Origin of the sequence: Eggerthella timonensis (assembly GCF_900184265.1) — a bacterium.
Classification (GTDB): Bacteria; Actinomycetota; Coriobacteriia; order Coriobacteriales; family Eggerthellaceae; genus Eggerthella; species Eggerthella timonensis.
Genome location: NZ_FXXA01000002.1, coordinates 354,615 through 368,034, shown reverse-complemented (window position 1 = coordinate 368,034; position 13,420 = coordinate 354,615). Strand labels below are relative to the sequence as shown.

Genomic DNA, 13,420 nt, shown 5'->3' with positions numbered 1-13,420 from the left:
GTTCGGGTCCCCTGCGCGGCGCTTACGCCACCGTGAACACCACGCTGTCGAAGCGCTCGAGCGGCGTGTTCTCGCCCTCGGTGCCGCTTCCGTCGAACGCGGTGTGCGTGCCCGGTTTCTGGCTGCCTGCCTTGTACACCGTGCACGTGTACTGCTTGCCGGACAGCTCGTCCGCCAAGCTGGAGACGCTGTAGTCGTGAATGGCCACAAGGCCGTTCTGACTGTTGCTGGAAACCACGCTCTCATCCAGGCAAGCAGCAGCGGTACTGTCTGCGGGAACGATAATGAGCGAGGTTTTCACGCCTCCGCCCTGCGCGGTCTCGTCTACCGTGCACGTGACCTCGATGACGCCCTTGCTGGTCGCAGCCACGTTCTCTTCGCCATGGACGTAGTAGAACGCGTAGGCGGGAACCGCGATCAAAGCGCACAGGCAGCTCGAAACCGCAACGGCAAGAATCCTCTTGCCCCAAGCTACGTTGGCCATAGAGCTTCCTTTCCCAAGAAGCCCCGCTTCTCGCAACGCGCCCCGATTATAGGGAGGCGCCGAAACGAGCGTCAAGGTGATTTCTGCGGATCAGCGTATGATGCGCGCGCAAATCCACCGTGCATTTACGCCTTGCAGGATGATGGGCGGTCGCGCGCAGCGCCTATACTCGAACGCAGCGAAGAGAGAAGGAGGAACCGGATGCCCACCCTATCGTTCGACGACGTTCTGGGCTTGGACGACGAGTTCGATCCCCTGATGGCCGACGACTTGGAGATCGACCAGGAGGATATGGACGACGACAACCCGCTTGACACCGTCGATTACCCCACCATGCGCAACATGCCTCAAAGCATGCAGCGCGAAGCCGTGTACACGCCGAAGCGTCAAGGCAGCGCGAAGGCCGCCGTGCTGGAGCTGCTCGACCACAACCCGGCGCGCCGTCCCGTGCTGCTGGACATCATGGGCCTGTGCCGCGGCGGGTGCGCGGCGAGCCGTGTTGCCCAGCGCGTGGAAGAGGCGCAGGCGCATAACCGCTCGGTGTACGCGCCGATGACGCTGTGCCGCATGCTGGAGCGCGCCGGCGCGCTGACGCTCGAGTTGCCCGCTGTTGCCGATGCGCTTGAAGATGCGGAAGCGGGCGTAGCGTACCTGGAGATCAAGGATCGCGTCGATCCCGTATGGCGCACCACGGACGAGGGGAGCACGCTGTACGAGGAGCTCACCCAAGGATCCTCGTTTCGCGATATCGTGCTCGACCGCGATAGCCGCTACATCGAAGTGTACCGCGCGGTGATGCGCGCCGTCGACGAACATCCGCGCACGAAGCCCGAGATCGAGGAGTTGGTGGACACGTTCGACGAGGTGAGGAGTCCGCGGCGTTTTGGCGGCCACTTCATCGACATGCTGGAGCGAACCGATGCGCTCGAATGGGGCGAGCACGCTTGGCGCCTGACCGATCTGGGGCGCTCCATGCTTCCCGCACTTGACGCGGCCGCCAACATGAAGACGAAGAAGGGAGAGGGCCATGTCTGAGGAATCGGTCGATCTGGTAGCGCTCATGCGCATGCGCGCTCAAACGTACGGGCTGCTCGCGCGCCTGTTTCGCGAAGAGGTGGATCGGGAGGCGCTGGAGGAGCTGCAGTCGATGCGCTTTCCCACCGCCACCGGCAACGCGAAGGTGGACGAGGGGTATCACCTGCTGTACGACTATCTGAAAACCGCATGGGACGACAGCGTCACCGAGCTGGCCATCGACTTCGTGCGCACGTTCATCGGCCACGGCGTGAACGCGTACTCGGCGGCGTATCCCTATGAGAGCGTGTATACCTCCGAACGCCGTTTGATGATGCAGGAGGCGCGCGCCGAGGTGCTGCAAACGCTGCGCGAGAACAACCTCAAGCGAGGCGCGTGGAACGAGGGCGAAGACCATGTGGCGCTGGAGTTCGAGTTCATGCAGCGTATGAGCCTGCGCGTCGCCGCTTCGTTGGTCGCGGGAAGCGAGGACGAGGCCGTCGAGCAGCTGAGGACGCAGCGCGCCTTCCTTCACGATCATCTGCTGAACTGGCTGCCGTTGCTGACCAACGACATGCGTCTGTTCTCGCGGACGCTGTTCTACCAAGGCTTGGCCCAGCTTGCCATGGGCTTCGTCGAAGAGGACGCCTCGCTCCTCGCGGAGCTCTTGGACAGCGTTGAGGCAGCCGCCTGACGTTTTCGGTTTGCGTACCTCCCCCTGCCGGACCCGTGGATCATCCGCGGGTCCGATTGCTTTCCGGGCGGTCGGGCCTGCGAATTCCTCGCGGCCCCGGTGCTTTCTGTGCCACCGAACCTGCGAAATCGCGTTTTTCGCCGGGTTGTGCAACTTTTTCGACTTTGTGGCAAGTTCGGATCGAGCGCGAGTCGTTGCCCATCAGGGGTTTCGCGATTTCCGTCGGTGCTCGGATGGAGTCGCGGTGAGCTTCTTCGTGAAAAACGCCTGGTCGGCGATCGTTCGAGCTGCCATAAAGTCGAAAAACGTGCACATGCGGCTTCAAATTCTGCATTCGGCTTTTTCGAAAACGGTGCGTCTCCGGCAAACGCGCCCTAGCCAAGAGGGCTTGCGCTCGGTATGCTGCAAGTATGAGCACCTTCATCGGATATTCCTCTGCCTACGAGTATTGGCGCGTCGGCGACGCGCCGTCAGGTTCTGCGCCCTCGCGGGCCCATCCGGCATGCGGCGTTCGCGCGACCGGCATGTGCGACGGCTTGGAGATGTTCGGAACGCCGCTGCATGTCGTGGTCGCCCAGGCGAACGACCGCGTGCGGTCGGGGAACCCCGTATGCCACGTGTGGAGCACAGGATTTCCCGTCGGCTCCTTCGTCAAGGTGCGCGAAGGCGTGTTCATGAGCTCGCCCGAGCGATCCTTTGTCGAGATGGCGACGGAGCTGTCGCTGGTCGAGCTTGTCCGGTACGGTTATCTGCTTTGCTCGAGGTATGCGTACGACGATAGCGACCAGGGCTTTCGAAAACGCTCTCCCTTGACGAGCGCCCGTGCGTTGAAACGGTTCGTCGAAAAGTCGCGCGGCAGCGCCGGGGCGAGTGCGGCGCTGCGCGCATTGCGGTTCGTTGCGGACTCGTCGGCTTCCCCCATGGAGACGAATCTGGCTATGGCGTTGTGCCTGTCTCGGATGATCGGCGGGTACGGCTTGGGCCTCCCGGAGCTCAATCCTCGTATCGAGGTGAGAGTGAAGGGTTTGGTCCAGCGCGATCACTTCGAATGCGATCTATATTGGAGGAGGCACCGCGTGGCCGTCGAGTACGACAGCGAAGCGCATCACAGCGGGAGCGCCGCCGAAGCGCGCGATTCGGCCCGGCGCAGTGCCTTGCTTTCGCAGGGGATCACGGTGGTGTCGATCACGCCCGACCAGTTCTTCGACGCGAGGCAGTTCGATGAAGCGGCTCGCGCGGTGGCCAAGCTGATTGGGAAGCGCCTTCCTGCGAACGAGGCCGCTTGGATGATGAGGCGCTACCGGTTGCGCAAGGAGCTGCTGCGGGATGTGCGGCGCGTCGGTGCGGAAGCGGAGCGGTAGGCGACGCGCCTCGACCCCCCCCAAATCGGCGCGGGCCCGTGCAGGTTTTGAGCGTGCTTCTGCAAATTTTTCGACTTTGTGGCAAGGCGCGAAGGCGGTTTCCTGGGGTTTTGCTTCGAGCTGAAGAGCGCTGCGGCCTGACCGATGGCGTGGGGTTTGGAAAAGGCCAGGTGGGCGAAGGCGCGTGCTTGCTCGTGGTTGCCACAAAGTCGAAAAATTTGCAGAACGAGGTCGAAATCGCGCTTCGGCCTGTTGTGCAGCCGGCGACTGCGGCCGTGGCGCGGCAGGCGACTGCGGCCGTTGTGCAGTCGGCGGGTGCGGCCATGATGCCGGGGGCGGCTTCTGCAGCGCGCTGCGACGGCGGCTGCTGCGGCTGTGCGCGCTGCGACGGCGGGTGACGCGGTGGCGTGCGCTGCGACGGCTGCTGCTGCGGCGTGCGCTGCGGCGCGTGCGCCGCGACGGTGGGTGACGCAGCCGAGGGCGGAACGCTCGTTGACGTGCGGGCGGGGCCCCTCGTGAAGCCCCGCCCGCCGCTTGCTAGTTCAGGCCATGCTGTGCGAGCAGGGTTTGGCCGCCGGTGGTGGAGGGGGCGTCGTTTCCGGCCTCGGCGAGAAACGAAGTGGGGCGCACGGCGGCGACGCGATCGCTGCCTTCGGCCCGCACGCGCACCACCTGCATCTTGGAGCGCTCGGCCAGCTCGAGCGGCGCTTTGCTGAAATAGGAGACGACGAGGCGCTTGTTCGCCTTCGAGACGCTGTTGCAAAACGAACGGCGCTCCTCGTTCATGATGCGCTCACGCTCCTCTTCGGTGCTGATCAGCTCGAACGCGTCGCGTTGCGGCATGAGCCCGTCGACCGCGGCGATGGCGAACACGTTGTCGTACTCGAGGCCGGTCAGCGAGCCGTAGGGGGACACGTGCAGAACGTGCGGATCGTCGGGCAATGCGGGATCGGCGACGTTGCGGCGTTGCAGGGCGAAGACCGCGGCCGCGTCCTCGTCTCCGACGAGGGTGCGCGCCGTCTGCTCGAACTCCGGCAGCCCGTCTGCCTCGATGGCGCGCAGCAAGTCGAAGCCCTTGCGGGCGCCGTGCGCCGCGATGAGCGCCTGACCTTCCCGCCAGCGCTCGGCCAGTGCGCCCGCTCGTGCGAACGGCTCCTCGTCGAGTTCCGCCGTCAGGGCAAGCGCATCGTGCAGGGTGAGGCCGCGCTTGTCGGCGAACGTCAGCAAGCCGTTCCATGCGTCGCTGTTCGTTAGGTAGTTGCCGAAGCCGCACCAGCTGCGCCAGGCGGTCATGTCGAAGGGATCGGCCAGCAGGTTGAGCTTCGTGTACGCTACGAGCGCGCGGGACCGTGCGATTTCGCGCGGGTCGCCGCCCAGGTTGCAGAACGCGCCCGTCAACGCCACGTCGAAACCGCGCTGCTTGAGCACGCGCTGTGCCATAAGCGCCCAGCACTTGGTGGGGGCGAGCACGCAGGTGCGGCCCTCGTGGAGGTCTTCTTCGCCGTCGAGCATGACGCGCAGAAACTTCGTGATGCCGTCGAGCTCGTCTTCCGGCGTGGACCACTTGACGGCCATGACGTCGCTCATCGCTCCCTCGCCGGAAGCGCTTCCAGCTTTGAAGGAGGGGTCCATGTCGCCGTGGTCGCACAGGCTGTCGACGAGCGCGGTGATGGAGGGGTTGCCGAACGCGCCTGTCAGCGCGAACGCCTCCACGCCACGCCGCCGCTCGTCGAACTGCACGAAGCCTTCGACGCAGGGGAACGCGTCGTTTGTCGCGTGCTGCTGGTTGGGGTTGCCGCATACGACCAGCTGCCGGTCGGCCAGCAGGCAGAGGCAGGTCTGTTCGGCGCGGCTCATGTTCTGGAAGTCGTCGCACAGCACGAAGGCGTAGCCGCCGCGCGCACCCTCGCCGGCGTCGCTTTGCAAAAACGACGCGCACCGATAGGGCGCCTCCTGCGCCAGCATGGCCCCGCGCGAGGCCAGCACGCGCTCAAGGTGGGCCAACACCGCTTCTTCCTCGCCGCCCATCAGCCAGGAATCGCGCGGCGCGAGGTCGCTCATCTGGCGATAGAAGAACTCGAGCATCTTGCGCAGCCGGCGGATGGGCTGGCCGAGCGTTTTCATATCTTCCAGGAAGAAGTTGTACTCCGCGCCGTTCAGCAGGCGCGGCACGCGGCCGGTGGCGGCACGGCCGGCGGGCGCGTCGAGCACCGCGACGCACGTCTCCAGCGGCGTGCGCACGTGCATCTCGTCGGCGGCGTGCCGCTCGTCGGGGCCGAGCGCCCCGCGCAGACGGGCACGTAAGGCCTGGGTGGCCGCCGCGCTCGAAACCTCCACGAGGATGGATGCGGGAGCGACCCCGCTGCCGACGAGGCGCGCGCATCGCCTGACGAGCGCTTCGGTCTTGCCGCTGCGCGCAGGGCCCTGCACCTTGGCGATGCGGCCCTCGAAGGACGCGATGGTGTCGATCATGATGAGGCTCCTTCCCGGTTACGCGAGGGTTCCGGCGTGCGAATCGAACGCGCGCGTGCTGCCGTCGGCGTATTCCACCAGCCACATGCGGTAGTCGGGCGTGAAGTCGGGCTCGTCGAGCGCAAACGGCTCGACGTCGCCAGGGGCCTCGGCGGGCGTTTCCGCTGCCGCCTCGCCGGCGAGCTGCGGCGACTCCAAAAACGCCTCCTCCGCCGCAGCTTCGGCCGCCGCTGCCGCCGCGCGCGCCGCTTCCTCGGCCGCTTCCTGCGCGGCCGCTCGCTCGGCATCGCGCGCTGCGCGGGCGGCAAGCCCGACGGCCTTCTGCTGTTCGTACGATTCGGGGGCGGGCAGGTACGCGCGCACCACGCCTTCGCCCAGCGCTCCGTCGTTGTAAAGCGCGCGCAGCTGCGTCAGCAGCGCGCTCGTTTCGGCTTGGATGCCGCTCGCGTTGTCGCAGTGCAGCAGCGCGTGCAGCTCGCCGTTCTGTAGCTCCACGTCGATCCAATCGAACACGAGCTCGGGGTTGCCCTCTTCGCGCTGGCGGCGGTTGTAGATGAGCATGTTGTTGCTCACCTTGTACAGCTCGTTGTAGAACCAGCGCTCCATCACGTCGGTCCACAGCTCGTCGGCTCCTTCGTCGTCGGAGCGCAGGTAGCGCCGCGCTCCCAGCTTCACGAGGAAGCGCATGATGTTCTCGGGCGCTTCCTCGCGGGCGGGATGGGTGCGCACGAGGGTCGGCCCGACATGAGCGTAGCAGCGGCTGATTTCCAGGCGCACGTCCTCGCTGTCGAGGCGCTCGTCGAGGTCTAGGATCAACGTCAATGACGGACGCGGTTGTGCCATGGTTCTCTCCTTCGATCACAGGTCTCTTCGCTGCCATTCAGTATAGGTTGCGCCCGAAAAGCAAAATAATCCTTTGGGGATGATATCGACGCGTTTCATCCATCCACCCCTTATGATTTGGGCTTTTGTCCCTTTCCTACAATCTTTTGCAGCGGATGAGCGGTGCGGTGCAGCGCGTTTTCGCAGCGGGAAAAGCGGCGGGGAGCCGCGCATCCTGCGGCGGGCGGAACGCTTCCGCGCCGCATGTTCCGCGCAAGACGAACGAAGCGAGAAAAGGAAGAGAGGAGGGGCACATGGCGAACCTATCACTGACTCGTCGGAGCTTTTTGAAGGCCTCTGCCATGGCTGCCGCGGCAACCACGGTGGGCTTTGCGGCAACGCCTTCGACGGCGTTGGCCGAAGGCGAAGACGCCTCAGCGGGCGAGATCAAGCGCATCCGCTCCTGCTGCCGCGCGTGCGGCAAGGTGGAGTGCGGCGTGTGGGTCACGGTTCAGGACAACAAGGTCATCAAGGTCGAGGGCGACGAATCCAACGCTCACAGCCGCGGTCACTGCTGCGCGAAGTCGCAGTCGTCCATGCTGGCTCTGTACCACCCCGACCGGCTGCGCTACTGCATGAAGCGCACGAACCCCAAGGGAGAGGACGATCCCGGCTGGGTGCGCATCACGCTTGCCGAGGCCTTCGACGAGGCAGGTGCCAAGTTCAAGGAGATCGTCGAGAAGTACGGCGGGGAGGCGAACTTCGCCATGGGCGGCACCTCGCGCGTGTGGGCGCAGCCGCCGTACGGCACGCTGAAGTCCATCTTCCCCACGCCCAACGCGCATCTGGCCTACGAGATCTGCAAGGGCCCGCGTCACTTCGGCGGCATCCTGACCGACGAGATCGGTTCGCCGTGGATGGAAGTCGAGCAAGGCCCGCTCGTGTACGTGCAGTGGGGCACGGCGTCGGAGTACTCCAACTACGACTCCACGAACCGCACGGTGGTCGATTGCAGCCAGCGCGCCTACAAGCATATCCTCGTGGACCCGCGCATGACGCCGCTGGGGAAGGAAGCCGACGTATGGCTCCCGTTGCGCGTGGGCACCGACCTGTGCCTGTCGCTGGGCTGGCTCAAGTGGATCCTCGACAACGAGGCCTATGACGACGCGTTCGTGCGCCGCTGGACGAACGCCCCGTTCCTGTGGAACGCCGAGGAGGGCGGCCGCACCGAAAAAGGTTGGTTCATGGAGATGAACGGCGGCGTCGACATGGAGAGCCGCATCCTGACCGAGGCCGATTGCGACCCGGAGTGGATCAACCAGTATTGGGATTACGAAGGCCGCTACCAGCGCTTCATCTGCTGGGACGAGAACAACGGCAAGCCCACGTACTGGGATTCCGAGGCATGCCAGTGGGAAGGCGAGAAGCATAAGATCCCGACGACGGGCACGTGGATCGAGCATCCGTACAAGCCCATCATCGCCGACGCGTGGCTGCCCGACCCGTCCAAGTTCGCCGATCCGGCCGATGCGCAGTACGACGCGTACTGGGACGAGGGAAACGAGGGCGGGAAGCGCTCGAACCCGGCCGGCCTGCCCAAGAACCCGGCGCTGTTCCCCGGCGGCGTCGAGGTCAAGCTGAAGGACGGCTCCACCATTTCGGCCGGAACGGTGTGGGAGGCGTTCTCCGACAGCCTCGAGCAGTACACGCTGGAGTACGTGTCCGAGGTCACCGAGGTGCCCGTCGACAAGATCGAGGAGGGCGTGCGCATCTACACGACGCGCCTGAACCCCCTGCACGGCAACGGCGGCATCCACTACCAGCTGGCTCCCGACCAGACGGGCCACGCGGTGCAGAACACCCGCGCCTTGCAGCTGATCGCGTGCATCACCGGCAACTCGGACGAGCCCGCCGGCAACCGCGGCTCGTCGAAGGCCCAGGTGGACGGTTGCTGCGGTCGCGCCAACATGCTGGTCACCGACCATGAGCCGAAGGACTGGGGCCTGGACGTGGGCACCATGGAGCTGGGCAACACGCCGCGCGACCTGTCGATCGAGGACCAGATACCGCTGATCCAGAACTTCGTGCAGTACCTCATCGACGAGAAATCTCCCCTGGCCGAGCGCTACGGCAACAAGGTGCCCACCGCCGAGGAGGCCCGTTGGATCGCCGAGCGCAAGGGCGGCGCCTACAAGCCGAGCCGCTCGTGGCCTGCGCTCAAGACGTCGTTCGACAGCAACGAGAAGCAGATCTCGGCCGAGCGCTTCCCGCTTTTGCGCTACTGGAACCGCTGGGCCGACTCCGCAGCCATCTGGGACTCCATCAACGGCATCGACACGCCGTACCAGATCCACGGCGGGGTGTGCATGTCGGGCGACTTCATGAACGAATCCAACCTGCTGGAGGCGTGGGAGGCGCTTACCCGTTTGGACTTCTGGCTGGACTTCAACTTGTGGTCGTGCCCGAACAACGGGTGCGCCGACATCGTCATTCCCGTGCTGCATTGGCTCGAGGTGAACACGGGCCGCGTGTCGCAGGGAGCAGGAGGCATCTTCGGCGCCGGACAGCGTTGCGTCGAGCCGATGGGCGATTGCATCTACGATCCGGTTGCCGTGATCTGCCTGTACAAGGCCATGGGCGTGGTGTGGAACAACCGCGACCCGGAATACGACGAGTGGAACAACCTGGACTACCGCGACTTCGTGCAGATGGGCGGCAACGTGACGTACGAGGAGCAGGAGTACCGCGTGCTCAAAGACGCTACCGACTGGTGGAAGACCGAGGAATTCCCCGACGGCCCCGACTTCCCGCAGTACGCGGCGAAATTCCAGGAAGAAGGCTGGTTCGACTGCCGCAAGTGGCACCCCGAGCGCTGGGGCACGTACCGTCGCTGGGAGATGGGCTACCGTCGCCAGCAGGGCGGCTACAACCTGTACGCGGCCATCGACGAGAAGTGCGGCTTCATGACTCCCACCGCCAAGGTGGAGGTGTGGTCCACCATCGCCGAAACGTACATTCCCGATGGTGCCGCAACCTTCGCCAGCACAAACGTGGTGGATCCGAACATCCCCGACATCGACAAGTTCCCCCACTGGGTGGAGCCGAAGAACTCGCGCGTGTCGAACCCCGAGTACTTCGACGCTGCGCTGGTCGACCAGATCAAGACGACGGACGCCTACATCAACGACAACTACCAGGGCGATCATCTCGTCGAGGAGTACAAGGAAGCCCTCACGGCGCATCCCGACAGCGCGTTCATCATGACGACGGGCTCACGCCAGCCGGTGTACTTCCACTCCGAGCATCGCCAGCTGCCGTGGTGCCGCGAGCTGTGGCCCAGCCCTCGTTTGGAGATGAATCCCAACGATGCGGCGCGCCTCGGCTTGGAGCAGGGGCAGTGGATTTGGATTCGCAGCCCGTGGGGCGCCATCCGCGAGGTCGTGGACTTGTACTACGGCATCAAGGAGGGCACGGTCAACGCGAACCATGCTTGGTGGTATCCCGAGATCGACACCGCTTCGCACGGCTTCGAGCTGGTGAACATCAACTGCACGATGGACAAGTACGCGCAGTGCTGGATTTGCGGCGCGTCCCAGCTGCGCGGCGTGCCGGTGCTCGTGTACCCCGCGACGGCCGAGAACTCGCCGCACGGCAACCCGGTTCCGTGCGACCCGCAGGGCAATCCGGTCATCACGAACGCCAACGACCCGCGCCTCAAGGAATGGCTGTCGAACGACCCGCGCCTCGAGGATTCCAAGGTGGAGCTCACGTTCGCCAACATGGCGGCGGTCGGCTGCCAGCCGAGCGTCCAAAGCCCCGACCTGCTCTCCGGCGGCAAGCTTGCCGTGGGCAGCGTGGGCGGCGACGCGCTGGGCGCTTATTCGAAATCGAAGTAAAGGAAGGAGGTTCACCACATGGCAAACTACGCGATCATTACCGACTTGAACCGTTGCACCGGCTGCCTTGCGTGCACGGTTGCGTGCAAGGCCATCAACGGCGTCGACGTGGGATCGTTCTGGATCAAGACGCTGCGCGTCGGCCCGCATCCCATCGAGGGCGGCTCGGGCACGTTCCCGGACGTCGAGATGTACTTCCTTCCCGTCCAGTGCCAGCACTGCGAGAACCCCGAATGCGTGAAGGTGTGCCCCACGGAAGCGTCCCACATCCGCGACGACGGCACGGTGCAAATCGACAAGTCGAAGTGCATCGGCTGCCAGTTCTGCGCGATGGCGTGCCCGTACGGCGTGCGCTACCTCAACCAGGAGGAGCGCGTCGTGGAGAAGTGCACGCTGTGCGAGCAGCGCATCTCGCAGGGCGAGCTTCCCCAGTGCGTGGCCCAGTGCGGCGCCCGCGCGCGGTTCTTCGGCGACCTCGATCAGGGCGTCGACAACTTCGAGGGACCGGCGCACCCCGACAGCCCCGGCTGCCAGTACGAGGAGATGACCCAGACGCGCGTGAAGCTGAAGGATTACGTCGAGCCGTACACCGAAAACGATATCCATCATCTTGCGGATGCGGGCAACGAGCCGAAGCTCATGTACCTCATGCGCGAGGGCCGAAAGTGGAGGGAGTAGACTATGCATCCTGAATGGCCCCTCATTCTCTTCACCTTCTTCCTGTGCGTCGCCGGCGGAGCGCTGGGCGCGCAAGGCCTGCTGAACGTCATGGGCAAGGGCAAGAAGATGCAGTTGGCATCGCTGATCACCGCGCTTGTGGCGCTTGTGGTGGGCGGACTGTCGGTGTTCATGCACCTCCAGCATTGGGAGCGCATCTTCAACGGCTTCGGTCACATCACGTCGGGCATCACGTTGGAGTTCATCGGTTGCATCGTGTTCGCGGTGGTGCTGGTGCTGTACTTCCTCATGATGCGCCGCGCCGAGGACGGCATGGCGCCGAAGTGGTGCGGCGTCCTGGCCATCGTCGTGGGCCTGGCGTTGCCGGTGGTGACGGGCATGAGCTACCTCATGGCGTCGCTGCCGTCGTGGAACACGCCGTTGCTTCCCCTGTACTACCTGGCGAATACCGTGTTCATGGGCGGCTTGACGGCGCTCGTGATCGCCGGCCTGACGAACGACGACAGCGCGAAGGACCTCGGCGTGAAGATGGCGCTGGTGGGCGGTGCGCTGCAGCTGATCGCCGTGTTCGCGTACGCGTTCGTCATCAACGGCTCGGCCGGGCTGTACTCGGCCGACATCCAGTACTACTTCGATCCGACGTTGCCCGACGTGGCCATGGTGGACCGTGCGTCCATCGTGGGCGGCATCTTCGCCGGCAGCCAGGCGCTGACGTTCTGGCTGGGCGTGGTGGCGGTCGGCCTTGTGGTGCCGCTCGTGCTGACGTGGCTGGCGAAGAAGGTCGAAACCGGCAAGAAGCTGGCCGCGTACGCGGGCGCCGCCTTGGCGTGCGTCGTGGTGGGCGGATTGTGCTGGCGCGTGATCCTGTACGTGGTGGCCATCAGCATCTTCGCTCTGTATTAGGAACGGCGGAAGGGCGCGCTCGGGCCGAGGTTCTGGTCGACTTTGGTCCGAGCGTTCCGCTCGGTTGCGTCTTCCAACGCGGCCGATGCTTTTGAACGGGCGTGATGGACGGGGCTTCTCGAATGGCACAGCCCCGCTTCTCGCAAGGCAGGGAAGCCCCGTCTCGGCGATCCGCCGTTCTGACGAACGGCGGGCGCCGCCGACGCTGCGGTTTGTTGTGGCGCCCCATCTCGGCGCTTCGCTCTGCGCGATGAATGCGCAGAACGTGCCCGCTCGGGCGCATGGTCGGACACTGAATAAGCAACAGGCTTGTTCGCCACGTGCGAAGCGCGCCCGGCCGTGCGACGCCTCGATATGAGGCGCCACAGCAAACCTCGCTGACTGATAAGGACCGGTTCCAGGACTGGTGGTTCGAGGAGGAGACATGAGCGAAGAGGACGAGGGTTCGAGGAAACGGGCAAAGGGCCCGATGAGCGTCTCGCGGCGCACGTTGTTCATCGGCGCGGGCAGCACGGCGGCGTTGTTGGGTTTGGGCGCGCTGCGCTATGCGGGGCACAACCCGCTGTGTCGTCCGCCGGGAGGGCAGGACGAGGCGCGCCTCGTATCGGCGTGCATCCGCTGCGAGAAATGCTATGAAGCGTGCCCGCGCGGCGTGATCGTGCCCGCGCACATCGAGGACGGGCTCTTGGGCATGCGCTCGCCCGCCTTGGACTTCGATGCGAGCTTCTGCGATTACTGCGCCGACGAAAACGGCGGCGAGCCTTTGTGCGTGAAGGTGTGCCCCACCGAGGCCTTGCGGTTGCCGGCGGGGGCGACGGCGGAGAACACGCTGCTGGGCTTGGCCGTGATCGACGAGTCGCAGTGCCTTGCGTTTCGCGATACGGGTTGCCGCTACTGCTACGATGCGTGCCCGTACGAGGCCATCGAGCTGACGGGGGCCGGTGCCAATCCGCACGTGTCCGTACTGGCCGACAAGTGCAACGGGTGCGGCGCGTGCGAGAGCGTGTGCGTGTCGCTGAAAGCCGGATCGATCGTGTCGGGTGCGCAAGAGCGCGCCATCGTCGTCAAGCCGATCGAGTCGGCGGAATAGGGGGCG

10 protein-coding genes are annotated in these 13,420 nt (G+C 65.2%); 7 read left to right on the top strand and 3 right to left on the bottom strand.

Annotated elements, in window-relative coordinates; genetic code table 11:
* Positions 1–22: 22 nt before the first annotated feature.
* On the bottom strand, positions 23–484 hold the full coding sequence (locus tag C1A15_RS01590; protein WP_101720955.1) for a hypothetical protein: 462 nt from the start codon (positions 482–484) through the stop codon (positions 23–25).
* A 201-nt stretch (positions 485–685) separates the two neighbouring features.
* Here C1A15_RS01590 and C1A15_RS01585 point away from each other — a divergent pair, with 201 nt between their 5' ends.
* From C1A15_RS01585 to C1A15_RS01575, 3 genes are all read left to right on the top strand, one after another.
* Complete coding sequence (locus C1A15_RS01585; protein ID WP_101720954.1) at positions 686–1,519, top strand: hypothetical protein; 834 nt, start codon at positions 686–688, stop codon at positions 1,517–1,519.
* The gene (locus C1A15_RS01580) at positions 1,512–2,192 is read left to right on the top strand and encodes a TorD/DmsD family molecular chaperone (protein WP_101720953.1); all 681 of its coding nucleotides are present in this window, start codon (positions 1,512–1,514) and stop codon (positions 2,190–2,192) included. The genes C1A15_RS01585 and C1A15_RS01580 overlap by 8 nt, the downstream gene beginning before the upstream one ends.
* Before the next feature lie 674 nt (positions 2,193–2,866).
* Positions 2,867–3,553 carry a hypothetical protein gene (locus C1A15_RS01575; protein WP_245864870.1) on the top strand — a complete coding sequence of 229 codons (687 nt, stop codon included), beginning with the start codon at positions 2,867–2,869 and terminating at the stop codon, positions 3,551–3,553.
* 537 nt (positions 3,554–4,090) lie between these two features.
* Here C1A15_RS01575 and C1A15_RS01565 read toward each other — a convergent pair.
* Positions 4,091–6,025 (bottom strand): UvrD-helicase domain-containing protein, encoded by a 1,935-nt coding sequence (locus C1A15_RS01565; protein ID WP_146001783.1) that lies wholly within the window; start codon positions 6,023–6,025, stop codon positions 4,091–4,093.
* An 18-nt stretch (positions 6,026–6,043) separates the two neighbouring features.
* Entirely contained in the window at positions 6,044–6,868 is an 825-nt protein-coding gene (locus C1A15_RS01560; RefSeq protein ID WP_101720950.1) for a hypothetical protein, read from the bottom strand.
* A gap of 293 nt (positions 6,869–7,161) precedes the next feature.
* On the opposite strand from C1A15_RS01560, the gene C1A15_RS01555 reads away from it, so the two are divergent.
* From C1A15_RS01555 to C1A15_RS01540, 4 genes are all read left to right on the top strand, one after another.
* A complete protein-coding gene (locus C1A15_RS01555; RefSeq protein ID WP_146001782.1) occupies positions 7,162–10,743 on the top strand; it encodes a molybdopterin dinucleotide binding domain-containing protein in 3,582 nt (1,193 codons plus the stop codon).
* 18 nt (positions 10,744–10,761) lie between these two features.
* Entirely contained in the window at positions 10,762–11,421 is a 660-nt protein-coding gene (locus C1A15_RS01550) for a 4Fe-4S dicluster domain-containing protein (protein ID WP_101720948.1), read from the top strand.
* 3 nt (positions 11,422–11,424) lie between these two features.
* Positions 11,425–12,324 (top strand): dimethyl sulfoxide reductase anchor subunit family protein, encoded by a 900-nt coding sequence (locus C1A15_RS01545; RefSeq protein ID WP_101720947.1) that lies wholly within the window; start codon positions 11,425–11,427, stop codon positions 12,322–12,324.
* A gap of 424 nt (positions 12,325–12,748) precedes the next feature.
* Complete coding sequence (locus C1A15_RS01540; protein ID WP_101720946.1) at positions 12,749–13,414, top strand: 4Fe-4S dicluster domain-containing protein; 666 nt, start codon at positions 12,749–12,751, stop codon at positions 13,412–13,414.
* The last annotated feature ends 6 nt before the right edge of the window (positions 13,415–13,420 follow it).

What these genes read in the sequence shown, in the direction of transcription:
- C1A15_RS01550 (WP_101720948.1), top strand. Translation starts at nt 10,762, where the DNA reads ATGGCAAACTACGCGATCATTACCGACTTGAACCGTTGCACCGGCTGC.
- C1A15_RS01555 (WP_146001782.1), top strand. Translation starts at nt 7,162, where the DNA reads ATGGCGAACCTATCACTGACTCGTCGGAGCTTTTTGAAGGCCTCTGCC.
- C1A15_RS01575 (WP_245864870.1), top strand. Translation starts at nt 2,867, where the DNA reads ATGAGCTCGCCCGAGCGATCCTTTGTCGAGATGGCGACGGAGCTGTCG.
- C1A15_RS01585 (WP_101720954.1), top strand. Translation starts at nt 686, where the DNA reads ATGCCCACCCTATCGTTCGACGACGTTCTGGGCTTGGACGACGAGTTC.
- C1A15_RS01560 (WP_101720950.1), bottom strand. Translation starts at nt 6,868, where the DNA reads ATGGCACAACCGCGTCCGTCATTGACGTTGATCCTAGACCTCGACGAG.
- C1A15_RS01580 (WP_101720953.1), top strand. Translation starts at nt 1,512, where the DNA reads ATGTCTGAGGAATCGGTCGATCTGGTAGCGCTCATGCGCATGCGCGCT.
- C1A15_RS01590 (WP_101720955.1), bottom strand. Translation starts at nt 484, where the DNA reads ATGGCCAACGTAGCTTGGGGCAAGAGGATTCTTGCCGTTGCGGTTTCG.
- C1A15_RS01565 (WP_146001783.1), bottom strand. Translation starts at nt 6,025, where the DNA reads ATGATCGACACCATCGCGTCCTTCGAGGGCCGCATCGCCAAGGTGCAG.
- C1A15_RS01545 (WP_101720947.1), top strand. Translation starts at nt 11,425, where the DNA reads ATGCATCCTGAATGGCCCCTCATTCTCTTCACCTTCTTCCTGTGCGTC.
- C1A15_RS01540 (WP_101720946.1), top strand. Translation starts at nt 12,749, where the DNA reads ATGAGCGAAGAGGACGAGGGTTCGAGGAAACGGGCAAAGGGCCCGATG.